General features: G+C 60.8%; 19 protein-coding genes and 1 pseudogene. 16 read left to right on the top strand and 4 right to left on the bottom strand.

Features of this window, described 5'->3' with window-relative positions:
• From NKH04_RS24555 to NKH04_RS24545, 3 genes are all read left to right on the top strand, one after another.
• Positions 1-2,715 (top strand): ABC transporter transmembrane domain-containing protein, encoded by a 2,715-nt coding sequence (locus NKH04_RS24555; RefSeq protein WP_352770398.1) that lies wholly within the window; start codon positions 1-3, stop codon positions 2,713-2,715.
• Between the two features lie 157 nt (positions 2,716-2,872).
• Positions 2,873-3,322: a cyclic nucleotide-binding domain-containing protein gene (locus NKH04_RS24550; protein WP_023675957.1), complete on the top strand. Its 450-nt coding sequence runs from the start codon at positions 2,873-2,875 to the stop codon at positions 3,320-3,322.
• Between the two features lie 122 nt (positions 3,323-3,444).
• Positions 3,445-4,299 carry an MBL fold metallo-hydrolase gene (locus NKH04_RS24545; protein WP_352834883.1) on the top strand — a complete coding sequence of 285 codons (855 nt, stop codon included), beginning with the start codon at positions 3,445-3,447 and terminating at the stop codon, positions 4,297-4,299.
• Between the two features lies 1 nt (position 4,300).
• Here the strand turns inward: NKH04_RS24545 and NKH04_RS24540 are convergent, their stop codons facing one another.
• Positions 4,301-5,125, bottom strand: a complete 825-nt coding sequence (locus NKH04_RS24540) for a polysaccharide deacetylase family protein (protein ID WP_352834881.1) — start codon at positions 5,123-5,125, stop codon at positions 4,301-4,303.
• Positions 5,122-6,210 (bottom strand): glycosyltransferase family 4 protein, encoded by a 1,089-nt coding sequence (locus tag NKH04_RS24535; RefSeq protein ID WP_352834878.1) that lies wholly within the window; start codon positions 6,208-6,210, stop codon positions 5,122-5,124. Before NKH04_RS24535 ends, NKH04_RS24540 begins: the two co-directional genes overlap by 4 nt.
• 74 nt (positions 6,211-6,284) lie before the next feature.
• On the opposite strand from NKH04_RS24535, the gene NKH04_RS24530 reads away from it, so the two are divergent.
• The 8 genes from NKH04_RS24530 to NKH04_RS24495 all read left to right on the top strand — a co-directional run bounded on the left by NKH04_RS24530 (position 6,285) and on the right by NKH04_RS24495 (position 17,110).
• Entirely contained in the window at positions 6,285-7,463 is a 1,179-nt protein-coding gene (locus tag NKH04_RS24530) for a DUF3095 domain-containing protein (RefSeq protein ID WP_352470891.1), read from the top strand.
• Positions 7,464-7,567: 104 nt separating this feature from the next.
• Positions 7,568-8,911: a nucleotide sugar dehydrogenase gene (locus NKH04_RS24525; protein ID WP_352470890.1), complete on the top strand. Its 1,344-nt coding sequence runs from the start codon at positions 7,568-7,570 to the stop codon at positions 8,909-8,911.
• A 51-nt stretch (positions 8,912-8,962) separates the two neighbouring features.
• On the top strand, positions 8,963-10,303 hold the full coding sequence (locus tag NKH04_RS24520) for an adenylate/guanylate cyclase domain-containing protein (protein WP_353045105.1): 1,341 nt from the start codon (positions 8,963-8,965) through the stop codon (positions 10,301-10,303).
• Positions 10,304-10,452: 149 nt separating this feature from the next.
• A complete protein-coding gene (locus NKH04_RS24515) occupies positions 10,453-12,348 on the top strand; it encodes an ABC transporter ATP-binding protein (RefSeq protein ID WP_352614644.1) in 1,896 nt (631 codons plus the stop codon).
• Positions 12,345-14,243, top strand: coding sequence for an ABC transporter substrate-binding protein (locus tag NKH04_RS24510; protein ID WP_353045104.1), 1,899 nt, complete (start codon positions 12,345-12,347; stop codon positions 14,241-14,243). The genes NKH04_RS24515 and NKH04_RS24510 overlap by 4 nt, the downstream gene beginning before the upstream one ends.
• 2 nt (positions 14,244-14,245) lie before the next feature.
• Positions 14,246-15,244, top strand: coding sequence for an ABC transporter permease (locus NKH04_RS24505; protein ID WP_023675966.1), 999 nt, complete (start codon positions 14,246-14,248; stop codon positions 15,242-15,244).
• A complete protein-coding gene (locus NKH04_RS24500; RefSeq protein ID WP_352470886.1) occupies positions 15,241-16,422 on the top strand; it encodes an ABC transporter permease in 1,182 nt (393 codons plus the stop codon). The genes NKH04_RS24505 and NKH04_RS24500 overlap by 4 nt, the downstream gene beginning before the upstream one ends.
• A gap of 208 nt (positions 16,423-16,630) precedes the next feature.
• The gene (locus tag NKH04_RS24495; protein ID WP_352541938.1) at positions 16,631-17,110 is read left to right on the top strand and encodes a class I SAM-dependent methyltransferase; all 480 of its coding nucleotides are present in this window, start codon (positions 16,631-16,633) and stop codon (positions 17,108-17,110) included.
• Between the two features lie 37 nt (positions 17,111-17,147).
• On the opposite strand, the gene NKH04_RS24490 is transcribed toward NKH04_RS24495, so the two are convergent.
• Positions 17,148-18,563 (bottom strand): adenylate/guanylate cyclase domain-containing protein, encoded by a 1,416-nt coding sequence (locus NKH04_RS24490; RefSeq protein ID WP_352614639.1) that lies wholly within the window; start codon positions 18,561-18,563, stop codon positions 17,148-17,150.
• 204 nt (positions 18,564-18,767) lie between these two features.
• On the opposite strand from NKH04_RS24490, the gene NKH04_RS24485 reads away from it, so the two are divergent.
• The 3 genes from NKH04_RS24485 (at position 18,768) to NKH04_RS24475 (ending at position 21,780) form a co-directional block, all read left to right on the top strand.
• On the top strand, positions 18,768-19,574 hold the full coding sequence (locus NKH04_RS24485; protein ID WP_352834874.1) for a hypothetical protein: 807 nt from the start codon (positions 18,768-18,770) through the stop codon (positions 19,572-19,574).
• 91 nt (positions 19,575-19,665) lie between these two features.
• Entirely contained in the window at positions 19,666-20,190 is a 525-nt protein-coding gene (locus tag NKH04_RS24480; RefSeq protein ID WP_352470882.1) for a GNAT family N-acetyltransferase, read from the top strand.
• Positions 20,191-20,394: 204 nt separating this feature from the next.
• Positions 20,395-21,780, top strand: coding sequence for a hypothetical protein (locus NKH04_RS24475; protein ID WP_352500817.1), 1,386 nt, complete (start codon positions 20,395-20,397; stop codon positions 21,778-21,780).
• Between the two features lie 78 nt (positions 21,781-21,858).
• Here NKH04_RS24475 and NKH04_RS24470 read toward each other — a convergent pair.
• Positions 21,859-22,069: pseudogene (locus tag NKH04_RS24470) on the bottom strand (adenylate/guanylate cyclase domain-containing protein); the annotation flags it as partial.
• 171 nt (positions 22,070-22,240) lie between these two features.
• Between NKH04_RS24470 and NKH04_RS24465 the strand changes: the two are divergent.
• Both NKH04_RS24465 and NKH04_RS24460 read left to right on the top strand, forming a co-directional pair.
• Positions 22,241-25,540 carry an adenylate/guanylate cyclase domain-containing protein gene (locus NKH04_RS24465; protein ID WP_352820744.1) on the top strand — a complete coding sequence of 1,100 codons (3,300 nt, stop codon included), beginning with the start codon at positions 22,241-22,243 and terminating at the stop codon, positions 25,538-25,540.
• Positions 25,541-25,559: 19 nt separating this feature from the next.
• Entirely contained in the window at positions 25,560-26,240 is a 681-nt protein-coding gene (locus NKH04_RS24460) for a peroxiredoxin-like family protein (RefSeq protein WP_352470916.1), read from the top strand.
• Positions 26,241-26,253: the final 13 nt, after the last annotated feature.

Below are 26,253 nucleotides of genomic sequence, written 5' to 3'. Positions count from 1 at the left end.
ATGGAAGCCAGCCTAGCCCGCTATATCTGGACGCACACCAAGAAGCAGCAACTCTGGATATTGATGATCGTCGTGCTTTCGATGATCCCGTATTTCATGTCCTTCGACCTGCCGAAGCTGATCGTCAACGGACCGATCCAAGGTCGCGGCTTCGAGCAACCGGGCGCGACCCAGCCATTCATGAGGCTACACTATAACCTGCCGTTCGTTGGAGAGGTCCAGTTCTTCTCCGGTTTTCAGCTCGACCGCAAGGAGACCCTGTTTGCCCTGAGCCTTGTGTTCCTCTTGCTAGTCGTCATCAACGGCCTGTTCAAATTCTACATCAACACCTACAAGGGCCGCCTCGGCGAACGCATGCTGCGGCGTATCCGCTTCGATCTGGTCGACCGTGTGCTGCGTTTTCCGCCGGTTTATTTCAAGCGGGTGAAATCCGCCGAAGTGGCGACCATGGTGAAGGACGAGGTGGAGCCGCTGGGCGGCTTCATCGGCGACGCCTTCCTGCAGCCGGTACTGCTCGGCGGCCAAGCGCTGACGGCCATGCTGTTCATCATGATCCAGAACGTCTGGCTCGGAATGATAGCGGTCGTGATCGTGGCGATCCAGATCGTGCTCATCCCGCGAATGCGGCGGCGGCTGATCGTGCTCGGGCGCCAACGGCAGTTGACGGCGCGCGCGCTTTCGGGCCGGGTTGGCGAAATCGTCGACGGCATCGGCGCGGTTCACGTCCACGATACATCAAACTACGAGCGCGCCGACATAGCTGCCCGGCTCGGGCTCATCTTCAAGATCCGCTTCGATCTTTACCAATGGAAATTCATGGTGAAGTTCCTCAACAATTTTCTCGCGCAGCTCACGCCCTTTCTGTTCTACATGATCGGCGGGTATCTGGTCCTTGAGGGGCGGCTGGACGTCGGCCAGCTCGTGGCCGTGATCGGCGCCTACAAGGACCTGCCCGGACCGATGAAGGAACTGATCGACTGGGATCAGGATCGGCAGGATGTCCAGGTCAAATATCAACAGGTCGTTGAACAGTTCACCGTCGAAGGTCTCATCGCGCCGAAAATCGGGGCATTGACGATCGACGATCCCGATCCGATGACCAAGCCGCTGTCGGCGATCAATCTGTCCGTAGCAGACGATGGTGGTGCAATGCTCCTCAACCGTATCTCCCTCCAGGTCAAGCCGGGTGAGACGGTGGCACTGGTCAGTACCGCAACAGGTGGAGCGGAGGCGCTTGCAGAAGCCTTCGCGCGGCTGACCTGGCCGGACAGCGGAAGGGTCGCTTCGGGCACCGACGACCTGCTTGAACTCCCCGAAGCAGTAACCGGCCGGCGCATGTCGTATGCCTCGTCGGATGTTTTCCTGTTCCAGGCAAGCCTCCGCGACAACCTGCTCTACGGGTTGAAGCATGCGCCGCTGACATCGGTGCCTTATGACGGTGCTGCGGCAGATCAGCAACGCTGGAACATTCACGAGGCGCGCCGGTCGGGCAATCCGGATCTTGATATCCACAGCGACTGGATCAACTATGCTTCCGCTGGCGCTACCGGCCCGCACGACCTCTTTGAAGCCGTGCGCCGGGTGCTCGACGCGGTTGTTCTGTCGCGTGACATTCTGGATCTCGGCTTGCGCTCTTCGGCCGACCTCACGCGTCACACGGAGCTTGCCAGGCGGATCGTCGAACTGCGTGCGGCGCTGCGGACCCGGCTGGAACAAGAGGGGCTGAGCGGACTGGTGGTTCCTTTCGAACCGGGCGCCTACAACAAGGAAGCAACGATCGGCCAAAACCTGCTCTTCGGCGCTGCCGCCGGCCCTGAACTGGCCGACAGGGCCCTGGCGGCCAATCCCTATTTTGCTTCCGTGCTGAGGCAAGCCGGCCTCGACCGAACGCTCTACGAAATGGGCTTGGAGATCGCCAAACAGGCGATCGAGCTGTTTGCCGACCTGCCGCCCGATCACCAGTTCTTCCAGCAGCTCGCCTTCATGAGCGCGGAGGAGATACCCGCCTACGAAACCTTGCTGCAACGGCTCAAGAACCGTCCCTACGAGGCGGTTTCGGAGAACGATCGCGCCATGATCGTTACCTTGAGCTTTGCCTACATCGAGCCCCGGCACCGCTTCGGCCTGCTGAGCGACGAGCTGATGAGCAAGATCGTCGCTGCACGCAACCGGTTCTATGAAGACCTGCCGCCCGAGCTGCACAATGCGGTCGAACGGTATGATCCTGCCAAATACATTGCCGCGGCCACCGTCATGGATAATGTCCTGTTCGGGCGTGTGGGCAACAATCATCCCGACGCGCCCGACCGCATACGCTCCATCGTCTATGACATTCTTGACGAACTTGGGCTTTATGGCGAACTTCTGGATGTCGGCCTGGACTTCAACGTCGGCTCCGGCGGCAGGCGGCTGACCGGTGGACAGCGACAGAAGCTCGATGTTGCCCGGGCCTTGCTCAAGCGTCCCGATTTTCTCATTCTCAACCGGCCGCTGTCGGCGCTCGACCAGCGCATGCAGGATAAGGTGCTGCGAAATGTGCTCGAGGAAGCCAGGCGCGACGGCCATTCGCCGGCAATTGTGTGGGTCGTGACGAATCCGGCAATGGCGATGATGTTCGATCGCGTTATCGTCTTCGACTCGGGTCAATTGGCGGAAGACGGAACACACGAGACACTTTTGGCAGGGAACGGTATCTTCAAGGAACTGTTGTCATAGAGCAACGGACATTCAGATGGGATCATTCTGCCGGTGCACGACATCGGGCTCGCCACCTTTCGCGTGGTTTGTCTCGCCATCCCGGAAAGAGAATTGATTCCATCTGGGCGTCCGTTGCTCTAGTCTGGCAAACGCGAATTTTGGAAGGTTTGCGACAATGCTGCTCAAGGATGAAGTTGGAATGCTGCAACGCGTTCCCTTGTTCTCTGCCATCGAGCCGACAAAGCTCAAGCTGCTTGCGTTCACATCCGATCGTGTGAGCTACAGCGCCGGCCAGATCCTTTTCCGGCAGGGCGACGAGGGAGACGCCGCCTATGTCATCCTTTCAGGCAGGGCGGATATTCTTGTCGATTCCGACAGCGGACCGATAAAAGTTGCCGAACTGGAGCCAAATTCGATCGTTGGCGAGATCGCCATATTGTGCAACAGCTCCCGCACTGCCACCGTCAGAGCGGCAAGTCCGCTGGAAGCCCTGAGAATCCGCAAGGATCATTTCCTGAGGCTTATGAGGGAGTTCCCGGAAATGACCATCGAGATATTGCGGGTTCTTGCCGATCGCCTAAGCCATACGACCGCGGATCTCATCGACGCACGAAGCGCCAAATAACGAAGGACGTGCGCTCGATCCTCGCCGTCGTGACGGCACTGTCCTCTCGCTGAGAAGATCACCCGGAGAAAGCCTGTCTCGCCTAGCAGCAGTTGTTTGGATATGATGGGCGAAGGGGTAGCATGGACGACAACGTTTTCCAGGTCAGGTTTTGGGGTGTCCGCGGCAGCATTTCGGTATCAGGGCCAGAATTCTCTCGCTATGGCGGCAACTCAATCTGCGTCGAGATGCGATGCGGCAAGCATACGCTTCTGTTCGACGCAGGCTCTGGCCTACGGCCTGCCGGCGCGGCGCTTCAGGCGTTGGGCGTGACCGATTTCGACCTGCTTTTCACCCATTGCCATTACGATCACATCATCGGGCTGCCGTCTTTTGCGCCGATCTATGACCGGGGCGCCAAGGTTACGCTTTGGTCCGGGCATCTTGCAGGACACATGACGACCCGGCAGATGGTCGATGAGTTCATGCGGCCGCCGTGGTTTCCGGTGAAATTGGAGGCCTGCAAGGCAAGCCTCGACTATCGCGATTTCGTATCCGGAGACGTGCTTCGCCCGCGCGAAGGGGTGGTGGTCCGAACCGGCAGTCTTATGCATCCGGGCGGCTGCATAGGCTACCGGGTCGAATGGGGTGGCGGCGTCGTGGCGGTGATCACAGACACTGAGCACGACCCGGACAAACTCGATCAGACGGTGCTCGGCCTGATCGAAGATGCCGACCTCGTCATCTACGATTGCACCTACACCGAGGAGGAAATGGAACGCCGCCGCGGTTACGGGCACTCGACGTGGCAACAGGGCGTCAAACTCTGTGAGGCGGCAGGTGCGCGGAGGCTTGCGCTGTTTCACCACGATCCGACACGCACCGACAAGGAACTGGACAAGATCCAGAAACTGGCCAAGGACAGGTTTACCGGCGCTTTTGCCGCGCGGGATGGCCAGACGCTCAACATTCCAGTCTCATTGCGCAAAAAGCGCTGAGCTATTTTCCTCTATCTCTTTGTCTTGACGCAATTCCGGACGGAAACCGTTCACACTTTCCTGGAATTGTTCCACCGGCGCTGCGCCCGATCAATGTCCTGATCGGAAGCCATGCGCAGGCTTCAGTCTGTGCGGTGACTGTGAACAGCCGTTCGAGGAAGAGCCAGGCCGATTCATCATGTACGAGATGGTGGGTGAGCAGGCCCACCGGTTCGCCCCTATCGAATGCATGCTGCAAGTGCGCGATGATAGCCTGAACCAACAGGCCATGATCGCGGCACCCGCGCGTGCCATGCCAATCCATGATGTCGACATTGCTGTTGATGACCGCAAGTGAAGCCGGCATTGGCGGCCCGTAGACCGACAATGCCGAAAATCCTATCGATCCAAGGTCGGATACCAAGCCGGCGTCGATCCTGTTCCAGGGTGGCACCAGCATCGGAACGGCACGTGCGCCGTGCAGGCCGGTTACGTGCGCCAGCCCGCGAGCCACATCATCGAGCACCGCCTCGCGTGGCCGATGCGCGCCGAGCTCCTGCTTCTTCTGGCCCTCGGGCGCATGATTTCGGTGCGCCCAGCCATGGATGGCGACCGTGGCATGCGGCGCCTCGTCAAGCCGAACGACAAGCTTCTCGTCAGTCAGGGCGGGAATGACGGCCAGAGTCACCGGAACCGCGAATTCACCAGTGAGGTCGAGCAACCGATCAAGCGCAGGCGTCGGATCCACGGCGTCATCGTCGCGCAGCCAGAACTCTGCCTTACGGTCCGCCCGTTGCCGGCTCGCCAGTTCCTCCACCAAGGGTTGCCAGATCTGATCGGATGTCATGAGGCCGGGATCTTTGCAAGAAGTTCGGCCAGACGCGCCGCCGCAGCACCGATAGAACGTTCTTCGAGGATGAAACGTCTGGCTTCTGCGGCCATGATGGATCTTTCGTCGTTACGGGCCAGAAGCCTTTCAATGGCAGAAGCGAACGCCGCCACATCGCCCGGCGGGGTGAGAAACCCGGCCTGGCCATCCCGCACGACCTCCGGCACGCCGGCGATGTCCTGAGCCACAACCGGAAGGCCGGCGGCCTGTGCTTCAAGATAGGCAACGCCATAGGCCTCGCCGAAACCCGGCCAGACGTAAATTCCCCCACTGTAGAGGACATCCGGCACGGCGGCTGGCTCAATCGCGCCAAGCCATTCGATACGGTCGGCGGGCAAGCCGGCGAATTGCGCTTTGATCTCCTCGCGGGCAGGTCCGTCCCCGACGACCGACATCGTCCAGGGCAGGTGACCGATCGAACCGAGCGCCTGCGCCAGCATGCCATAGCTTTCGACTTTGTCGCCCGGGCGCATCATGGCGACGGTAACGAGGCGCGACGGACAACCCCGCGCCGGCGTTTCCCGGAATAGCGATGTGTCGATGAAGGGCGAAAGCATGCCGAAAGCGGCGTCGGGTACCGCATCTGCCAGTCCCTGACGATCCCTTTGCGTGAAGCAGATGTTCAGCGCCGCCTGTTCGACGGCTCGCGCCACCAACGCTTGCGTATCGGCCCACAAACCGGTGTTGCGCCGCCTCGAATAGGAGGCTTCCGCTGTCACATAGGGGACACCAAAGGCCAACGCCAGTTCGGGCCCGATCAGGTCGGGTGCCTTGTAATAGGGATGATAGGTGAACCACAGATCGGGCTTGCCGTCACGATCCCAAAGCCTTGCCAGCCGCGCGGCTTCCTCCCGGGCCTCGATCTTGAGCGCATCGAAACTTTTCGAATCCGGTTCGCGTAGATAGAAGCGCAATTCGGATGCCAATTCGACGCTATGCCTTCCATGCTCCAGTGCCTTGACCAGCATCCGTGCCATCTGGCGGTCGCCGGAGGCAACGGGATGATTGGGCGACTTCAGCGGCGCGTAGAAGGCAATTCGCATCGCCGGACCCTATCATCGGAAAGCCTGCGCAAGTCAATTTCGAAGCATGATCGACTTCACCCTCAAGCACTGGAATGTGCTATTTGATGCTCATGGAAACAGCTGCCGCGTCCGATCCGTTTGTCGCTTCTCTGCCGGTCTTCGCAAAGTTCGAAAGCGTTGCCGATATCGATAACTATCGGCCTCTCCCCGATGGCTGGGCGCTGGCCACCGCAGACATCGTCGGCTCGACCAAGGCGATCGAGGCGGGGCGCTATAAAACCGTCAATATGGCCGGTGCCAGCGTCATTTCGGCGCTGCTCAATGCGCTGGGTAGGCAAGATCTTCCCTTTGTCTTCGGCGGCGACGGTGCGCTCGTGGCGTTTCCCGGCTCGGCGCTGGAGATCACCCGCAACGCGCTGGCGGCTGTCCAGAGATGGGTGGCGGACGAACTGGACCTGACCTTGCGTGCCGCAATCGTGCCGATAAAGGATATAAGAGCGCAAGGCCTCGACGTTCGCGTGGCGAGGTTCCAGGCCTCCGATGCGGTCTTCTATGCCATGTTCGCCGGAGGTGGTGGCAGTTGGGCGGAAGCCGAGATGAAAGCGGGGCGCTACCGCATCGATCCTGCGCCGGCCGGCGCGCGGCCGGACCTGACCGGCCTCTCGTGCCGCTGGAACCCGATCGAAGCCCGCCATGGCGAAATCGTCTCGATCATAGCCATACCGGGGGCGTCGCGCGACTTGCGCGGTTTTCAGTTTCTGGTTTCCGACATCATCGCCCTTGCCGGCAGGCAGGAACGCGATGGCCACCCGGTGCCGGTGAACGGGCCGGACTACAGTATGCTGCCCGCCGGCCTCGATATCGAAGCGCGAGCCACGGCGCCGGCAGGACGGCGGTGGCTGTCGAAGCTGTGGATAGTGTTCCTAATGACTCTTACGGCTGTTACGGATAGATATGGCTGGACGATCGGCAGATTCGATCCGAAGATCTACAAACGCGAAGTGGCCAGCAATTCGGATTTCCGGAAGTTCGACGATGGCTTGAAGATGACCATCGACGTTGACGCGGATGTGTTGCAACGGATCGAGGACCGGCTGAAACAGGCGGAAGAGGCGGGCATCTGCAACTATGGCCTGCACCGCCAGAAATCGGCCTTGATGACATGCCTCGTCGCATCGCCGCTGCAGCGCGATCACGTTCATTTCATCGATGGCGCCGCCGGCGGCTATGCGATGGCTGCCGCAAGCCTTAAGGCGAAGGTGCCGGTCTGACGCTTGCGGACATCGATTTTCCGCAATATGCCTCGGGGCTCTTGTGAGCGGTGAGCCTCACCATGGAAGCGGACGGCCTGTCCGAATTGACGGGAAGCAGATTTTTGGACGCCTCACGATCGACATATGACCGTCTTCTGAACCGGATTTCGACGCGTGCCGCGCAAGTCGGCGTGATCGGACTGGGCTATGTCGGGTTGCCGCTGGCGGTTGCGATCGCACGCGCCGGCTTCCCGGTTTCCGGCTTCGACATCGAAGGCCAGAAGGTCGAGAGCCTGAACAACGGCCAATCCTACATCGAGGCGGTGACGTCGACAGCTCTTGCCGGCCAGGTGGCAAGCGGACAGTTCCGCGCCACTGCGGATTTTGCCGAACTGGCCGTCTGCGATGTCATCATCATCTGCGTTCCGACACCACTGACGAAACACCGCGAGCCGGATCTCTCCTTTGTCAGGAACACCGCAGGCACCATCGCGAAGCATCTGCGTCTCGGCCAGCTGATCGTGCTGGAATCGACCACCTATCCCGGCACCACCGACGACGTGATCAAGCCCATCCTGGAAAAAACCGGCTTGCAGTCGAGGATAGATTTCTTCCTCGGCTTCTCGCCCGAACGCGAGGATCCCGGCAACCGCAGCTTTGAAGTCGCGACGATCCCCAAGGTCGTGGCAGGTGACGGCATTGAAGCGGCGACGCTCGTGCAGGCTTTCTACCATGGCGTGGTCAAGACCGTCGTTCCGGTTTCCACCACGGCGACCGCCGAGGCGGTCAAGCTGACGGAAAACATCTTCCGCTCGGTCAACGTCGCCCTCGTCAACGAGTTGAAGATCGTGCTCGGTGCGATGGGAATCGACATCTGGGAGGTGATCGAGGCGGCAAAGACCAAGCCCTTCGGCTACATGCCTTTCTATCCCGGCCCTGGACTTGGCGGGCACTGCGTTCCGATCGATCCCTTCTACCTGACGTGGAAGGCTCGCGAATACGAACTGCCGACCCGCTTCATCGAGCTGGCGGCAGAGATCAACACGGCCATGCCGCGTCATGTGGTCGATGAACTGGCGAAGGCGCTGGACCGGCGCTGCGGCAAGGCGCTCAGCCGCTCGAGCATTCTCATCATCGGGCTCGCCTATAAGAAGAATGTGCCCGACATCCGCGAAAGCCCCTCATTGCGGCTCATTGAACTCATCGAGGAATGGGGCGGCAAGGCGGAATTCCACGATCCGCATGTTACCGAAATCCCGGCCACACGGGAGCATATGGCGATCAAGGGGCGTCGCTCGGTCGAATTGACCGAGGTGGCCTTGAAGGATTTCGACGCTGTCGTCGTTGCAACCGACCACGACGCGATCGACTATCAGGCGATCGCGGATCACGCTCTACTGATCGTCGACACACGCAATGTTTTTGGCCGCCTCGGGCTAGCCCGAGAGACGGTGGTGAAGGCCTGACGGCGTCCGAGCCGGCGAATTTGTGGCGGATCAAGGAGATTTCGAGATAGCATGAGCACAGCGCAAGCAGAAATTTCTGCCATTCTCATGGATAAGGTTGCCGATTGGCTGACCCAATCGGCGTTGGCGGGCAACGACCTGGAAACATTGGTAAGGGGCTTTTGTGAACGGCTGGCTGCTGCCGGCCTGCCGTTGAAGCGGGTGCATTTGAGCTTTTCGATGCTTCATCCGCTTTATGACGCGCTCGGCTTCACCTGGCTCCGCGGCCAGGGCCTGGAAGTGGAAGGCTTCCGCAAGGAGAACGGCGTTCATTCCGACAGATTCCTGACCAGCCCATACTACCATCTGCTCAGCCATAAGCTGGACCATCTGCGGCGCCGGCTCGACCCGTCGGTGCCGTCGGAATTTCCTGTTTTCGATGACCTCAAGCTGATGGGCGTCACCGATTACATGGCTTTTGTCCATCCCTTCAGCGGCAACACCAGTCAGGGCATGATCGGGTCTTGGTCCACCGACAGTGCTGCAGGCTTCAGCGACAGCATGATTTCGGCGCTGCTGCGTATCCAGAACCATCTCGCTATCGCAACCAAGATGGCGGTGCTCACCAAGCTTGCCGACAACATGATGACCACTTATCTCGGCGGCGACGCCGGCAGGCGCGTGCTCGAAGGCCAGATCAAGCGCGGCGAGGGTGATACAATCCGGGCGGCACTGGTCATGGGCGACATGCGCGGGTCGTCAAGACTTGCCGAAACCTCCGGCCGCGAAGTCTATATCGATACGCTGAACCAGTTTTTCGACGCCGCTGCTGCACCTTTCAATCGCAAGGGTGGGCAGATCATGAGTTTCATAGGTGATGGCTTCATTGCCGTCTACCCTTGCGCAAGGCACCGTTCACAGTCCGAGATCGCCTGCCAGGCTGCTCTTGCAGCAGCGCACAAGGCCACCGCGCGCATGATGGATCTTAATCGGCGCAGAAAGCAGCAGGGATTGAGCGACATAAACTATGGTATCGGGCTGCATGTCGGCAATGTGATGTTCGGCAATGTCGGGCTTACCGACCGGCTCACATTCTCTGTCTTCGGCTCGGCTGTAAACGAGGTCCAGCGCCTCCAGACCCTGACCAAGAAATATCCGCACAGCGTTCTCGCCAGCAAAGACTTCGCCAGCTATTGCGGCGCCAACAACTGGCTGGCGCTCGGCATGGAGGAACTGGCGGGCATCAGGCAGAAGCTAACGGTGCTTTCACCCGATTTGTCGGGTGCTCTGTCGCTCGACGAAGATGGTGCGCTGGAGCCGATTTACGACCGCATATCGGACGCCGAGCAGGTCATGCTGCTTCATCGCAATGCCGCGCGGCCGTCCGCGGGCGACCCGAGGAAGCTCCAGTAACCGCCACGCTCTGATCCGAACGCGTTTGGTATGCAGTCCGGTCGCCGGTTCCGCCAGGGAACTGGCGACTGTTCGAATCCAAGTTGCTCTAGGCTGGCAATGCGTTAGTCTCGCCTTCTGGACGTGCCAGAGTGGGGGCTGGTGTGAGAATGAATTTGGGCGTTGATCTGCTGCGGATCGAGGATGTTGGCATCTCTTTTGCCATTATAGGGGGACCGTTGCATGCTGTCAGGCGTGCAAATCTTCGCGTCCTGCCCGGCAAGGTTACCGCGCTTGTGGGCGAGTCCGGTTCCGGAAAATCGGTTCTCAGCCAGGCAGTGATGGGCATTTTGCCGAACACAGCCCATGTTCGCGGCCGTATCCTGTTTTCCGATCCAAAAAAGCCCGGTACGACGCAGGATATCCTGCAGATGCCGCGTGACGGAACCGAAATCCGGGCGTTGAGAGGCAGCCGCATCGGCAAGATATTTCAGGAGCCGATGACATCGCTGTCGCCGCTGCATACGATCGGCAATCAGGTCAGCGAATCCCTGCAGATTCATACGCCCATGGCCCGGGTGGAGCGCAAGGCGCGGACCGAGGAAATGCTCGGCCTTGTCGGCTTTCCCAACCCCAAGCGCGCCTATGACATGTATCCCTTTGAACTTTCGGGAGGATTGCGTCAACGCGCCATGATCGCCATGGCGCTTATCTGCCGGCCCGCCCTGTTGATCGCCGACGAGCCGACGACGGCGTTGGACGTGACCATCCAGGCGCAAATCCTGCAATTGCTGCGCGAGCTTCAGACGAAGCTGAACATGGCGATGCTGCTGATCACGCACGACCTTGGCGTAGTCGCCAATGTCGCCGACGAGGTGGTGGTCATGTACCATGGCGAGATCATGGAAGCGGGACCCGTGGAGGCGATATTCCGCCGGCCGGGCCACCCTTACCTGAAGGGCCTGATGGCAGCCGTTCCGCATTTCGACCTGAAGCCCGGCGAAAGGCTAAAGGCGCTCCGCGAGGTGCCGGTGAATGTCGGGAACCTGCTCGGCAAGCAGACGGCGCCGGCATCGAAGGGGCCGAACGACCTCCTGCTATCGGTCAGCGATCTGACAAAGACCTTCACGATCCGCAAGTCCGGATGGTTCGGCGGAGATCATCAAACCTCTGTTCGCGCCGTGGACGGCGTGAGCTTTGATATCAGGCGGGGTGAGTGCCTGGGTCTTGTCGGCGAAAGCGGCTCCGGCAAAACCACCGTCAGCAAGATCCTCATGCGGGCTGTCACCCCTACCGGCGGCTCTGTGATCTTCAATGGCCGCGATGGTCCGATCGACGTCTTGGAAGCCGAGGGAGACGCCCTGCGCATGCTGCGCGCGAAAATCCAGATGGTATTCCAGGATCCGGTTTCGTCGCTTTCACCCCGCATGACGGTGGAGAACATTTTGAGCGAGCCGCTGGAAATCCATCGACGTGGCAATGCCGCGTCCCGACTCGCCACGGTCAAGAGCCTGATGCAGGCAATCGGGCTCGACCCGCGCTTCATAAAGCGTTATCCGCATAGTTTCTCCGGCGGGCAGCGTCAGCGTATCGGCATCGCGCGCGCGTTGGCGCTGGGGCCTGAACTCCTGATCTGCGACGAGCCGGTTTCGGCACTCGATGTCTCTGTCCAGGCGCAGATCCTGAACCTTCTGAAGGACCTGCAGAAAGAACTGGGCCTGACCTACCTGTTCATATCCCACAACCTCGCGGTGGTGGACTACATGGCAGACCGTATCGCGGTGATGTGCGGCGGGCGTATCGTCGAGCTCGCGCCGCGCGAAATTCTGCTTAGGAAACCGGTCCACCCCTACACGCGCTCATTGGTCGCCGCAGTACCTTTCCCCGATCTCGACAGGCCGATGGATTTCAAGACGCTGAAACTCAGCGGCGCTTCCGACACCAGCGCATGGGGACCGCAATTCCGCGACGAGGGCGACGAGGATATGCTGTCGCCGCTCGATCTTGGCGGCGGCCACCTCGTGCTGGCCCGACGTTCGGCCGATTTCAGCGAGCTACGCCATTGATCAGCCGGCGCACCGTCCTTGGACTCATGGCTTCGGCATTTCTGCCGGGCACGTTGCGCGCCGGCGATCTGGAGCCGGAATTTCTTGAGCCGCAGCTGAAGGCCAGAGCGCTGCCGGCACTCGCCGAACGCCTGCCAAAGCGCCCGCGCGCGTTGAATCTCGCTGCGATGGGCCGGCAGCCCGGCCAATATGGCGGCACGCTGCGCACGATCATCGGCAGCCAGAAAGATATCCGGATGATGACGATCTACGGGTACGCTCGCCTGGTCGGCTATGACGAAAAGCTTAACCTGCAAGCCGACATTCTCGAAAGCTTCGATGTAGCGGATGATCGTGTCTTCACTTTCAAGATACGAGAAGGACATAAATGGTCTGACGGTAGCCTGCTGACGTCGGAGGATTTTCGCTATTGCTGGGAAGATGTCTGGCTGAACGATGAGCTTTCGCAAGGCGGGCTCGCCCCGGCCCTGCTGGCGGACGGCAAGCCGCCACGCTTCGAGATCGTCGATCCGTTGACAGTCCGCTATAGTTGGGATGCGCCCAATCCCGACTTCCTGCCCAAGCTCGCCGCTGCTTCGCCCCTATCGCTTGTTCTGCCGGCCGCCTATCTCAAGCAGTTCCACAAGAAATACCAAGATCCATTCCGGCTCGCCGGCCTAATGAAGGAGAACCGGGCCCAGAAATGGACGCTCTTGCATATCCGCATGTCGCGGCAGTATCGCCCGGAGAACCCGGAACTGCCGACGCTCGATCCCTGGCAGAACCGGACCAAGCCGCCGGCTGAGCAGTTCGTCTTCGAGCGGAACCCGTTCTTTCATCGAATAGACGAGAATGGCCGGCAACTGCCTTATGTCGACCGGATTGTCATGAATGTCAGCTCGTCGGCGATCATTTCCGCCAAGACCGGTGCGGGCGAGAGCGACCTGCAAGGCATGGGAATTGACTTCACCGATTACTCCTTCCTGAAGGATGCGGAGAAGCGCTACCCGGTGAAGATGCATCTCTGGAAACGCACACAAGGTTCGCGGCTGGCGCTGCTGCCCAATCTGAATTGTGCCGACCAGGTGTGGCGTGGCCTTTTTCGTGACGTGCGCGTGCGCCGCGCACTTTCGCTCGCTGTGGACAGGCGCGAGATCAATTTGGCTGTGTTCTACGGATTGGCGCAGGAAAGTGCCGATACGGTCCTGCCGGAGAGCCCGCTCTACCGGCCGGAATTCGCGAAAGCCTGGGTCGCCCATGATCCCGACCAGGCCAATGCCCTGCTCGACGAGGTCGGGCTTCAGGCGCGTGACGATCACGGCCTGCGGATACTCCCCGACGGACGCCCGGCGCAGCTCGTAGTGGAAACGGCCGGCGAAAGCACGCTGGAAACGGACGCGCTCGAGCTCATCACCGATCACTGGCGCAAGATCGGCATCGCCCTGTTCATCCGGACTTCGCAGCGCGACATCTTCCGCAGCCGCGCGCTTGGTGGCCAGATCATGATGTCGATGTGGTCGGGCATCGACAATGGCGTGCCGACCGCCGACATGAACCCCTACCAACTCGCCCCCACCGTCGATGACCAGCTGCAATGGCCGCTCTGGGGTGCTCACTACTTGTCCCGTGGCAAGGTCGGCGAAGCGCCCGATCTTCCGCCCGTGGTCGAGTTGATGGCTTTACTCAAGCGCTGGAACGCATCGACCGAAGCCACGGAGCGCGCCGAGATCTGGAATTCAATGCTGTCGATCTATACCGATCAGGTGTTTTCGATCGGCACGGTAAACGGAACGCATCAGCCGATTCTGGCATCCTCGCGGCTGCGCAATCTGCCTGACAAGGCGCTCTACGGCTACGACCCGACCGCCTATTTCGGTGTCTATATGCCGGATACATTCTGGCTTGGAGAGTCCTGAGCGTGCTTCGATATTTTGTCTGGCGTATCGCCGTGATGGTTCCAACGCTGCTGGTCATATCGGCACTGGTGTTCACGATCATCGAACTTCCCCCAGGCGACTATTTCGACAGCTATGTTGCCGAGCTTCGGGCTCAGGGCGAAGCGGTGGATTCCGATCGCATCGAGATGATGCGCAAGGAATATGGTTTCGACAAGCCACCGGTCATTCGCTACTTCTACTGGGTCGGCGGGATGCTGCACGGCGATTTCGGCTATTCCTTCGAATATGAGCTGCCGGTTCGCGACGTCGTCGGGGACCGAATGTGGCTGACGGTGCTGGTTTCCTTCGTCACGATCATCTTTACCTGGCTCATCGCCTTTCCGATCGGCATGTACTCCGCCACGCATCAATACAGCTGGGGCGACTACGGCCTGACTTTCTTCGGCCTTCTCGGCCTTGCGATTCCGAACTTCATGCTGGCGCTGATCCTGATGTATTTCGCCAACATCTGGTTCGGAACGTCTATCGGCCATCTCATGGACCAGCAATATCTCGGCGAGCCGATGAGCTGGGCCAAGGCGAAATCGATCCTCGCCCATCTCTGGATTCCGGTCTTGATCATCGGCACCGGGGGCACGGCAAGCATGATCCGGCGGCTGCGCGCCAATCTGCTCGATGAGCTACATAAGCAATATGTCGTGACCGCGCACGCCAAAGGCCTTCATCCCTTCAGGGCGCTGGTCAAATATCCGCTGCGCATGGCGCTCAATTTCTTCATTTCGGATATCGGCTCTATCCTGCCGGCCATCATCTCCGGTGCCGAAATCACGGCGATCGTGCTGTCTTTGGAAACGACCGGGCCGATGCTGATCAAGGCGCTGCAAAGCCAGGACATGTATCTCGCAGGGTCGTTCCTGATGTTCCTCGCCTTCCTGACGGTCATCGGCGTCCTGATTTCCGACCTGGCGCTGGCGCTACTTGATCCGCGAATTCGTTTGCAAGGCGGCAGCACCAAATGAACACGCAATCGCCGCTGCCCGCTCCGGGTGCCCCACTGCAACACTACGTTTCCATCGAGCCCTTTGACCTGCAGTCGGTCGAGGCGATGACGCCGGAGCAGGAGAAGGTCTTTCAGGCGTCGCAGTTGCGGCTGATGTGGTGGAAATTCCGTCGGCACCGGCTTGCCCTTGTATCCGGCATATTCCTGGCAGCGCTTTATTTCGGGATACTGATCTGCGAGTTCCTGGCGCCCTACGATCTGCACACGCGCAACATGGACTACATCTATTCGCCGCCGCAGCGGGTGCACCTGTTCCACAACGGCGAGTTCGTCGGGCCGTTCGTCTATGGCCGCCAGATGACGCTGGATATGGACACGCTCAAGCGGAACTACATCGAGAACCAGGATGATGTTCAGCGGATCCGTTTCTTCTGCAAGGGCGATAAGTACCGGTTCTGGGGCCTGATCGAAGGTGACAGGCATTTTGTCTGCCCCGCCGAAAACGGCCAGCTCTTTCTGGCCGGCACTGACAGGCTGGGGCGCGATGTGCTCTCGCGCATCATCTATGGCGCCCGCATTTCACTGACAATCGGCCTCGTCGGCATCAGTTTCAGCTTCCTGCTCGGCATTGTCATCGGCGGACTGGCCGGCTATCACGGCGGTATCTTCGACCTGATCGTCCAACGGATAATCGAAGTTCTGCAATCGATCCCCAGCATTCCGCTATGGCTGGCTCTGGCGGCGATCATGCCGATAACCTGGAGTCCGATCCTGATCTATTTCGGCATCACCGTCATCCTCGGGCTGCTCGACTGGACCGGACTGGCGCGGGCCGTGCGTTCAAAGCTTCTAGCTTTGCGCGAGGAGGATTACGTTCTGGCCGCGCAATTGATGGGCGCCAGAAGCAGCCGCATTATCGGGCGGCATCTCATTCCCGGCTTCATGTCGCATCTGATCGCGACGGCGACGATCTCCATACCCGGCATGATCCTGGGCGAGACGGCGCTGAGCTTCCTCGGGCTCGGCCTGAGGGCACCGATAACCAGCTGGGGCATCCTGCTCACCGAGGCGCGCAGCGTCAGCGTGATCGCGTTCTATCCATGGCTGCTTTTGCCGATGCTCCCCGTCGTTCTCGTCATCTTGGCGTTCAACTTCCTGGGCGACGGGTTGCGGGACGCCGCGGACCCCTACAAATGACATCGCTGTTCCGCCGCGCGCTGCGCCGCCGATTCCACCCGGTATGATCCTTGTCGGCAGCCTGTTCGCTTGTTGCAGTGTTCATCGTTCGCCTCTACACGCGGCAAGACTCGATCGGGGTTTAGCTCGTCGGCCTGGGTTTCAGCCGCGAAACGCTCTGGTCGGGGGCAGTTGATTTCGTGAACTGGTTCTGGACATACAATCGCACATGAGTCGCCTTGACAGTTTCATCCGGAGGATGACCGCACAGCGCGACATACTCGATCATGTCTGCGCCGAGGTTGCGAAGATGGAGGGCCCCGTGCTCGAGCTCGGCCTCGGCAATGGCCGGACGTTCCACCATCTGCGCGAGCGCCTGCCCGGACGCCGGATCGTAGCGTTCGATCGCGCACTTGCCGCACACGCCAGCTCAATTCCCGAAGCTGAAAACCTCGTGCTCGGCGAAATACGCGAGACGGCGAGCAGGTTCATTGGCATCGACGCCGCTCTTGTTCATGCCGACATCGGCACCGGCTATGAAGATCGCGATGCAGTGACCTCTACCTGGCTTCCCGATCTGACCGCGCGCCTGCTTCGCGTCGGCGGCATCGCGGTCAGCGGCACGCCGCTCGATCACCCGCAGTTGCAACGCCTCTCGCCGCCACCTTCGATTGCCGCCGATCGTTATTTTATCTGTAGGCGCGTGTGAGGGGCCGGGACGAGCCAACTCTTCAGGGGCCAAGCCTTCAGGGGATCGTGTATACTGCTATCTCCCGGTCAATGCCTCGCAGCGAGACCTCGTGGGGCACGGGCGTCAGCGCGTTCCTATGTAAGAGATCGGCGGTGAGATTGTCGTCGACCACCGCTCGAGTGGCGAAGATCGCCTGTGCGTTGGCAAGGTTCTGCACCCGCGAAGCAATGTTGACCGTCTGGCCGAAATAGTCCTGTCGCTCATTCATCGACACGGCGATGCAGGGGCCGGCATGGACTCCGATCTTGAGCAGCAGATCCTCGCGGCCGCTCTTGTCGTTGAGCGTACGCATGGCATCGCGCATCCTGAGGGCTGCAGCAATCGCACGATCAGGCGTCGCGAAGGTCGCCATCACCGCATCACCGATCGTCTTCACCACCGCGCCTGCCTCCGCCGTGACGATCTCGTGCAGAACCTGGAAATGCTCGCGCACGAGATCGAAGGCTGAAAGGTCGCCCACCCGCTCGTAAAGCTCGGTCGATCCGCGCAGGTCGGTGAACAGGAACGTCAGGCTGGTGATCTTCAGGCGCTGGTTGATGTCGAGTGTATCCGTGCGATAGAGATCGCGGAACGTCTGGTTGGTGAGCAGGCGCTTGGCGGTCAGGAAGGGCCGGCGTTTGCCCAGGAAATCATGCAATGTCTGGCCGGCGATGAAGACTGTCGGCAGCACGCGGGTGTCGGTCCGGTTTTCCAGCGAAATGCGCAACGGGCCGGGTTGCATCTCCAGCGTCTGGTTCTGGACATGGTCGCGGTCGAAGGCCAAAGAGAGGCTCCGGCGCTCCTTTGTTGGTTCGCCCTTCCCGTCGATGAACTGCGCTGAATGGGTGACCGGCTCGAAGACGATGATGAATTCAGACGGAAGCTGTATGGTCAGAACCGCCTTTTCACCGGGCGCAAGCTCGATATCCTCCAGCGAGAACGCTTCCAGCTTTTTCACGAAATCCTCTTCCGGCAGATCGACGCCGGACGCCCAGTAGATCTGGCGGAAATATTCCGCCACCGGCAGTTCGTGTGGATTGTGTGCGGCAATCCTGCGCACGCGGGGACTGACGGTGAATGTCACCTCGACCATCTCGTCGAGAGTCGGTGAATAGCCCTCGGAGCACAGCGCGCAGGTGTATTCGTCCTTTTGCAGGGTTTTCAGCGTGGCGTTGGTGTCGAGCACACCGCCGCAGCCGGGGCACAGAACATTCCAGGAAATGTCGAAGATGCCCACCCGCGCCGCATGGAGAAAGGCGCCTATTGCGCGCTCCTCGTCGAGGTCATGCTTGCTGGCGAAGGCTGGCGCATTGATGCGGCAAAGTTCGCGGTCCTCGCCCTCCGCGATGGTTCGCTTCATCGCGTCAATCGCCTGCGGATCGACATCGGCCGATTGTCGCAGAAGTGAGAATAGATCCTGAGCTTCGTTCATCGTGCAGGCTCCGGAAAATGCACCTCGAGGCGTTTTGACCGGACCGATCTTTGGTCCGAGTGTTCCATCTTACTTCGAAACGGACCGTACGGCCATTCGAATGGATAAGCCTGGTGACCGTTCAATTTCCATTCGGCGGATTTTAACCGGCCGCAAGCAGCACTATGATGGTCCATGGAGCATTCATCTTTGGGATTTTCTTCCATGCCGACATCAGACAATCCGCCATTTCCCGCGGTCCTGCGCCTTTTTTCTGCGGGGGTCATCGTCGTCCTGATCGTAGGCGCCGGCCTGTTTTTCATGCCTGCGCTGGTGAAACCGGGCTGGCCTTGGGCCGTCACGCCGTTCAATGCGCGCTTCCTCGGTGGCTTCTACACCGCCGAAATGGTCGTGATGGCGGCACTGCTGGTCTGGAATCGCTGGTCGCCCGGCAGGCTCGTGCTCGTCATGGCCTTCATCTTCACCGTCATCGTGTCGGTGGCTTCGTTCATCAATCTCGGCTATTTCAACTTCGAGCGCAAAGCGCCTTGGCTGTGGTTTTTGGTCTATCTTGCTTCGGCCGCGCTATCCGGGCTGTTCCTGTGGCGGGCCAGGGCCCGTCCTTCCGCAAAAGGCGTGACCTTAAATCCCGCATGGCGCGGCTACATGCCGGCGGAATCCGCGATCCTTGGGCTCTATGGCGTCGGCCTGTTGCTGTTTCCCCTGACATTCAGTGGCATCTGGCCATGGCCGATCGATGCCTTCCACGCTCAGGTCTACAGCGCCATCTTCCTCGCCGGTGCGGGCGGTATATATCTCGTCTGGAGAAGCGCGCCGCGCGAGGAACTGCTGGTGATCGGGTTGGCGCAGTTTCTGGTTGGCCTGCTTGCCATCCTCGGCGTCGTCATCACCGACGCTGCGGTGCACCGGATCGACTGGACGGCGACCGGGACATTGTGCTGGCTCGCCCTTTTCGGCTGGATAGGCATCAGCGGCGTGTTCAAACTCTACGCTGCCTCCCGGTATTTTTAGCCCGCAATCGGTATCATAGGTCAGAGACGGCTGGATTTTCAGGTGGCGTCCGGTGCATCGTACCGGGCCGATTGCCTTCGCCGGGAACGCCATGACCAGCACGACCTCGCCACCCGCCGAGAAAATCCAGCCGCTGCTGCGGTCCGTCCGGTCAAGCGATGCGGAGGCGCTTTGCGCTATCTTCAACATGCCGGGCTTCCGCTGGGGCACGCTCAGGATGCCTTTCGAGATGGTGGAGCAGGTGGCGCGGCGCATTGCCAAGTCCGGCCCGGAAACCACCTGGATCGTTGCCGAGCTGGACGGCAAGGTCGTCGGCCATGGCAGCCTGGTCGTGCAAGGTTCACCGCGCCGTTCGCACATCGGCGAGATCAATATCGGCCTTGACGATGCCTTTGTCGGCAAAGGTATCGGCTCTGCCATACTTGGCGCGCTGCTTGACGTGGCCGACAACTGGCGCGCCCTGAAGCGAGTCGAATTGACCGTCTATGCCGACAACGAAGCGGCCCTCCGTCTCTATAAGAGCCACGGCTTTGAGATCGAAGGCCGGCATGTGAAGGCCGGCTTTACCGACGGGCAGTACCACGACCTCCTGAGCATGGCCCGGCTGCGGTTCTAAGATCCGCTGTTTGCCTTAGCTGTTTGGCCAATCTGACAATTCGTGCCGAGGCAGCGAACAGGGGATTGCTCAAGGAGAACTGCGTAGGATACGGTCATTTCGTCTCACACCACCTTGATCGAATTGACGATCTATGTGGGCCGGCCGCATCCAGCAAGTCTGGTCTCGCTTGGCGTTTACACCGCAAGCGGCTAGACGGGACCAATGACCGCCGTCTTTGATCCAACCCCTACCCCTCCGCGGGAAATTCTGGCTGTGCTGTCGCTGCTCTGCCCGGAGGTCGTGCGCGACATCGAGCAGAACTGGAATGCACCGGTTTCCGATTACGCCCGCCATCTGTGGCGGCCGGTGGCAAGGCCTGCATCGGGCCCGGCGATCGCTGCCCGCTCGATCCTGCGCGAAGTCCTGCATCAGCGCCTCGGTAGGATCATGCAGCCTGAGGAGATCGGCAAAGCCCTCGACGAGTTCGAGCACAGACCGGTGATTCAGTCCGGCCTGCACTGCTTGCTTCTGATGGACCGGATCACCTTCGATGCCCTTCTGCTTGCCTGGCTCGGCGCGGTCGAAAACGGGCTGTCGGCCTTCGTCGGCTTCATGGGAACGACGATGACCATGGAGACAGTTGGCCGGGAGGGGCCGGGATGGCTCGATGTCGGCGACGACAAGGTCAACCTGTTTGGCATGGGGCGCCACAAACTGTGCCGCAAAAGCGCCTGCGTGGCCGGTCCCGTCTCCATCAACAAGCGCGCGCTCGAAGCGGTGGGCGATGAAACGGATGCCAGCCGCTGGCTGGGCACACTGCTTGCCAGCCGGGACAAGGTGTTTGAAACCGCCGCCGATGCGCTGACTGAACTGAATGAGGATCTGGTCGCCAATTGGGATCGTGCCGGCATGGCCCTGCCGGTTTTCGTCGATGATCGAGTCGCCGCGGCTGCCATGGCGCGGCATCTAGAATATGACGGCAGCCTTCTTTCCAGGCTGCTGATTGAACCCGCAAGACGCCAGCGTCTCGAACATGCCTGGCAAGAGGCCGCATCGAGCCCATTTGGCAGATTCCTGCCCAATGCCACGGACTATTTCTGGGGCATCCGCGAGGAGCGCGTGCGCAAGCTCGTTCTCGAGAACGGGCACCTGATCGAGCCCGACAGGCCGCAAGGTCTTTCCATCCCGTTCGAGCGGCCGTATCTCAGGCAGGCGCTGCTGGACGGCGTGCTGCTGCCGAACTTGTTCCTGACGTTCCTCGTCCTTGCCATATTGCCGCGCGTGCGGGTCGTGGGCGGCCTGAGACAGATTGGCTATGTAGCGCTTTTCCACTCGATCCTCCTGGCCGTGCTGGACGAAAACGTGCCGGAAGAGCGCGATCTGGCCGCGGAACTGCAGGTTCGGGAAAATGCCTGGGGCATGCGGGTCATCGATGAAAAGATCTCAGTCCGCGAGCAGCTTGCCGTCCTGCCGGAAGGAGCGCTCTTCCCGGACCTGCTCCGGCAATACCGATTGCGGACATTTGCCGAGACGACCGACGACCTGAAACTGGTTCGCGAAAACGCCAGATGGCGCAAGATCGGCCAGGCAGAGATCAAGCCGACCTGAGCCTAATTCGCAACCGCAAGCGACGGCGATCCATCGGGGAGCCTCTGGCGTCTGACCCCGCCGCACAGGCCTCACCTGTCATTGCACCACACCGCCCTTGCGGAGCCCATCCACCACGTGTTCGAAATCGACCGGTTCTTGTGGCAGACCAAGACTTTGTAGCGGTATCCAGCGAATAGTCGCGATTGACGCGAAGCACCTCCTGCCATGGCGCGCGGGCCTCGGCGAAGCGGCCCAGATGACCGTAGCTGGCGGCCAGAAACGCGCGCGAGACGTCGGTGACAGCGTTTGCGAGCCAGCCGTTGCATCAGAGGTCATGGGTAGCGGTCTGCCACCGGACCCACACGGATCGCCCGCTGCCGCTTGCCCGCCGACGGCTATCGGTGCATCCTTGTGAATAGCCTGGCCGTGAAGTGCGAGCGAGATCACGCCGTCACGGCCACTAGTGAGGTCTTGTTCGATGGACTGCTCGGGCTGCGGTTTCGAGATTGAGGGCGGTTACGCCTTCTGTCCGAGGTGTGGCAGGCGCCAGCCCGTGCCATGCGCCAGTTGCGGCTACACCTGCGCACCTGATTTCGAGTTCTGTCCGAAATGCGGGGCAAGCGTCGGTGCGCCCGCAAAAGCCGTCGAACGGCCTGCTCCGGCACCAAGCCGGACCATTGTGTCGCCTTCTCGAACTCCGTCGCTGCTTCCGAACATCGAAAGCGAAGAAGGGCTGCATCCCGTCTCTGACGCCGATCGCCGGACGGTAACGGTCCTGTTCGCCGACCTTTGCGGCTTTACGACACTCAGCGAGCAGCTCGACCCCGAGGTCATGCAAGCGCTGCAGAACAAACTGTTCAAGGAATTGACGGCGGCCGTGCGAAACTTTGGTGGGTTCGTCGACAAATTCATCGGCGATGCGCTGCTCGCTTTGTTCGGTGCGCCGGTCGCGCATGAGGACGATCCGGAACGCGCGCTTCGTGCCGCTCTCGACATGATCGCCCGGACGGCGCGGCTCGGCGAAAGCACCCCCCACTCCGGCTCGCCTCTGTTACTCCACATCGGCATAAACACTGGTCCGGTCGTTACTGGCGGATTGGGCATCGGCACCGCCAGATCCTATTCCGTGACCGGCGACACAGTGAATACGGCGCAACGCCTGCAATCGCTGGCCGCACCGGGTGAGGTGCTGGTAGGCGAGCTCACTCACAGGCTGACCCGGCATGCCTTCTCTTATGAGTCGCTGGGTGATGTCGTGTTTCGCGGCAAGGCTGGCAGCGTGCTCGTTCATCGACTGGACGCACCGCTAGCGGTGCCGCGTGCAGCGCGCGGGCTCGAGGCGCTCGGCCTCAGTGCGCCGCTAATAGGTCGTGGTGCGGAGCTCAATAGAATGATGGCGAGCCTTGACCAGGCGTGCGGCGGCTCGGCCCAACTTGTCCGCCTCGTCGGAGAAGCCGGCATCGGGAAATCGCGGCTGGTGAGTGAGTTCGTCGCCCGCGTCGGCGACGACGAGCGTTTTCGCAACGTCGCCGTGCGGCAGGCCACGTGCTCACCGCTGGGTGAACAATCTTTTGGCGCCTTGGGCGCAGTGGTGCGCAGCGCTGCCGGGATGATGCAAAACGACAATGGGGACGAAATGCGGGGGAAGCTCGCAGGCTTGCTTGCCGATCTCGGCCTGCAGGGCGAGGAGGCGAAGCGGCTGATGCCTTTGCTCTACCATGTGCTTGGCCTTGGCGACCCCGATGCCACCTTGCAGCATGTCGAGCCCGAGCAGCTGCGGCGGCAAATTCTCTACGCAGTCCGCACAATCATCGAACGGCGGCTTGCGTTGTCGCCGCTATTGATTGTCGTCGAAGACCTGCACTGGGCCGACGCCGTGTCGCTCGAGGCACTACGTTTCGTGATGGACAGGTTGGAACGCACGCGGTTGATGTTGCTGGTCACGCATCGTCCGGCGCCGGACAACGACCAGCTCGACTCAAGTCGGGTCAGTCACACAGCGCTCAGGCTTCCGCCACTCAACAATGATGACGGACGCAGCCTGCTGGCAGCGCTTTTCGGCGAGAGCTGGGTAAGCTCCGCGGGAGGGCTTCTCGACCAGATCCTCGAGCGCGCGGGCGGCAACCCCCTTTTTGTAGAGGAAATCGTTCGCGGCCTTATCGATCGCGGTGTACTGGTGCGAGAGGGCCAGCGATGGCGGACTGTGGCAGGCGAAGTCGCAACCGGCATCCCCGCCACTATCCAGGCAATGTTGCTTGCTCGCGTCGACCGGCTGCCCCAAGAGGTGCGCCGGTTGGCCCAGGAGGCCGCGGTAATCGGCCCGCGCTTCGATGCCACACTTCTGAAAACCGTGACAGCCGACCCCGGCCGGCTCGAAGCCGGCTGCGAACTGCTTTGCGATGCGGAAATCATCGAGGAAGTTGCCGGATCAGGCTCGGTCTCGTCTCAAAGCTACCGCTTTACGCAAACATTGCTGCAGGACGTGATCTACCAGAATCTGCTCCTGCAACGCCGGACCGAAATCCACGGGCGGATCGGTGCTGCCTTGGAGCAACTGTGCGGCGACGAGCCGGAACGGCTCGAGGATTTGACCGTGCTCGGTCATCATTTTGCACAGAGCGCCGAGCGGGAGAAGGGCGCGCATTACCTGCAGGCGGCAGGCGATCGCGCTCGCATGATATATGCCAACGACGACGCCCTTCGTTTCTACGAGCGAGCACTGACTGCGTTGGGCGCGATCGGGCAAACACCGCTCAAACTGGCAATTGCAGAGCGCATTGCCGATTTGAGCGGCCCGGCAGGCCGCCGCGAGATCGCGCACCACCACTATGAGACGGTGTTGCAGGCATACCGCGAGTCAGCCAATCGCGTCGCCTCGGCGCGAGTTTTGCGTAAGATCGGTCGGCTACTCTGGGATGTCGGCAAGCGGGACAAGGCAGAACCCCGCTATGCTGAGGCGGCAGCGCTCCTCGATGGAGCGGATGCCCCGATCGAGCAGGCGCATCTGTGGCAAGAACGTGGCCGACAGGCGTTCCGTAGCGGAGATCACGCTCTCGCGGCAAAATGGGCAGACGCGGCGCTGGATTGCGTAGGCACACTGACAACGGAGCATGTCTCCGAGATAAGGTGTGATGCCACTCTTGTGACCGCCGAGGCACTCAATACCAAGGCTGTCGCGCTGGCTCGCCTTGGGCGAAACCGTGAGGCCGTGCGTCAGGTTGAGCGTAGCATTGAATTGGCCGAAGCCGCCGGTCTGCTGGGCGCGGCCTGCCGCGGCTACACCAATCTCGGCGTGCTTTACACGACCATCGATCCCGCAAAGGCGATGGAGGTCTGTCGGCGCGGTCTTGAAGTGGCGCGCCGTATTGGTGATTTGGGTTTCCAGGCGCGCCTCCTCGCCAATCTGGCGGTCGCTTGTTGTACTTTCACGGATCGCTGTCCAACGGAGGGCGTACCCGCTGCCGAGAAGGCCATCGAGATCGACCGGGCGCTCGACCAGCGCGAGCACCTGCCGGTGCCTTTGATCGTGCTTGGGCAAATCCACCAGTGCAACGGCCGTCCGGACCTGGCGGTTGGGTTGTTCCACGAAGCACTGGACGTAGCTCGCGAAACGGGCGAACCCCAACTGCTGTTTCCGTGTTATGATGGTCTCGCAACGCTTAATCTCGATCTCGACAATCTGGCCGAGGCCGAACGCTACTTTTCCCTGGCGCAGGGTATATGCGCCCAGCACGGGCTCGACCCGGAAGCGCTTGTGGTGCTGCCTTTTCTCGACTAGCCGGGGTTGGAGGTTGGAAATGTCCGCGCGTAGTGACTTGGTGCCGCTTCAACCGGGCGACCGTGCGCCAAACGTGGTACTCGACGCCATTACCCAGGAAGGCAAGATCGCGCTTGACGATTTTCGCGGCCAAAAACCGGTGCTGGTCGGCCTGTTTCGAGGTCTGCATTGCGCGTTTTGCCGGCGCCATATCGCCGCCCAGGCGCGGCTTGATCCGGAGCTGCGCGAAAGGGGCGTGGAGAGCCTGACGGTGGTCAACACGCCGATCGAACGGGCGCGTCTCTATTTCCGCTACCATCCGATGCCGAATCTGCTTGCGGCCTCCGATCCTGAACGCGCTTCACATCGTGCTTTTGGACTGCCCAATCTCGAATTCACCCAAAACGAGACGAACTGGCCGTACAAGGTCTCGATGGCAGCGGCAAAGGATATGCGGGTCGACATACCAGGCGAGTTGCCCGGTCCTATGGATCCTCTTGCGGCCAGTGAAATGCTCAACAAGAGGGACCATTACGAGCTGACCGAAGCCGACGAGCAGATGCTAGCAACGGGACACGGACAATTGGTCGGTCAGTTCCTGCTGGACCGGCAGGGGATCGTCCGCTGGAGCTTCACGGAGGTTCCAGAGGGTGGGCGATACATGTTTGGGGCGCCAAGCCCGCAGGAGCTGATGTCAGCCGTATCGCAAGTCGCCCAATAGACTTGCGAACGAG

Origin of the sequence: Mesorhizobium sp. M1365 (assembly GCF_040317865.1) — a bacterium.
In the GTDB taxonomy this organism is placed as follows: Bacteria; Pseudomonadota; Alphaproteobacteria; order Rhizobiales; family Rhizobiaceae; genus Mesorhizobium.
This window is presented reverse-complemented; position numbering and strand designations above follow the sequence as displayed.

What these genes read in the sequence shown, in the direction of transcription:
- NKH04_RS24555 (WP_352770398.1), top strand. Translation starts at nt 1, where the DNA reads ATGGAAGCCAGCCTAGCCCGCTATATCTGGACGCACACCAAGAAGCAG.
- NKH04_RS24550 (WP_023675957.1), top strand. Translation starts at nt 2,873, where the DNA reads ATGCTGCTCAAGGATGAAGTTGGAATGCTGCAACGCGTTCCCTTGTTC.
- NKH04_RS24545 (WP_352834883.1), top strand. Translation starts at nt 3,445, where the DNA reads ATGGACGACAACGTTTTCCAGGTCAGGTTTTGGGGTGTCCGCGGCAGC.
- NKH04_RS24540 (WP_352834881.1), bottom strand. Translation starts at nt 5,125, where the DNA reads ATGACATCCGATCAGATCTGGCAACCCTTGGTGGAGGAACTGGCGAGC.
- NKH04_RS24535 (WP_352834878.1), bottom strand. Translation starts at nt 6,210, where the DNA reads ATGCGAATTGCCTTCTACGCGCCGCTGAAGTCGCCCAATCATCCCGTT.
- NKH04_RS24530 (WP_352470891.1), top strand. Translation starts at nt 6,285, where the DNA reads ATGTGCTATTTGATGCTCATGGAAACAGCTGCCGCGTCCGATCCGTTT.
- NKH04_RS24520 (WP_353045105.1), top strand. Translation starts at nt 8,963, where the DNA reads ATGAGCACAGCGCAAGCAGAAATTTCTGCCATTCTCATGGATAAGGTT.
- NKH04_RS24515 (WP_352614644.1), top strand. Translation starts at nt 10,453, where the DNA reads ATGAATTTGGGCGTTGATCTGCTGCGGATCGAGGATGTTGGCATCTCT.
- NKH04_RS24500 (WP_352470886.1), top strand. Translation starts at nt 15,241, where the DNA reads ATGAACACGCAATCGCCGCTGCCCGCTCCGGGTGCCCCACTGCAACAC.
- NKH04_RS24495 (WP_352541938.1), top strand. Translation starts at nt 16,631, where the DNA reads ATGAGTCGCCTTGACAGTTTCATCCGGAGGATGACCGCACAGCGCGAC.
- NKH04_RS24490 (WP_352614639.1), bottom strand. Translation starts at nt 18,563, where the DNA reads ATGAACGAAGCTCAGGATCTATTCTCACTTCTGCGACAATCGGCCGAT.
- NKH04_RS24485 (WP_352834874.1), top strand. Translation starts at nt 18,768, where the DNA reads ATGCCGACATCAGACAATCCGCCATTTCCCGCGGTCCTGCGCCTTTTT.
- NKH04_RS24480 (WP_352470882.1), top strand. Translation starts at nt 19,666, where the DNA reads ATGACCAGCACGACCTCGCCACCCGCCGAGAAAATCCAGCCGCTGCTG.
- NKH04_RS24475 (WP_352500817.1), top strand. Translation starts at nt 20,395, where the DNA reads ATGACCGCCGTCTTTGATCCAACCCCTACCCCTCCGCGGGAAATTCTG.
- NKH04_RS24465 (WP_352820744.1), top strand. Translation starts at nt 22,241, where the DNA reads ATGGACTGCTCGGGCTGCGGTTTCGAGATTGAGGGCGGTTACGCCTTC.
- NKH04_RS24460 (WP_352470916.1), top strand. Translation starts at nt 25,560, where the DNA reads ATGTCCGCGCGTAGTGACTTGGTGCCGCTTCAACCGGGCGACCGTGCG.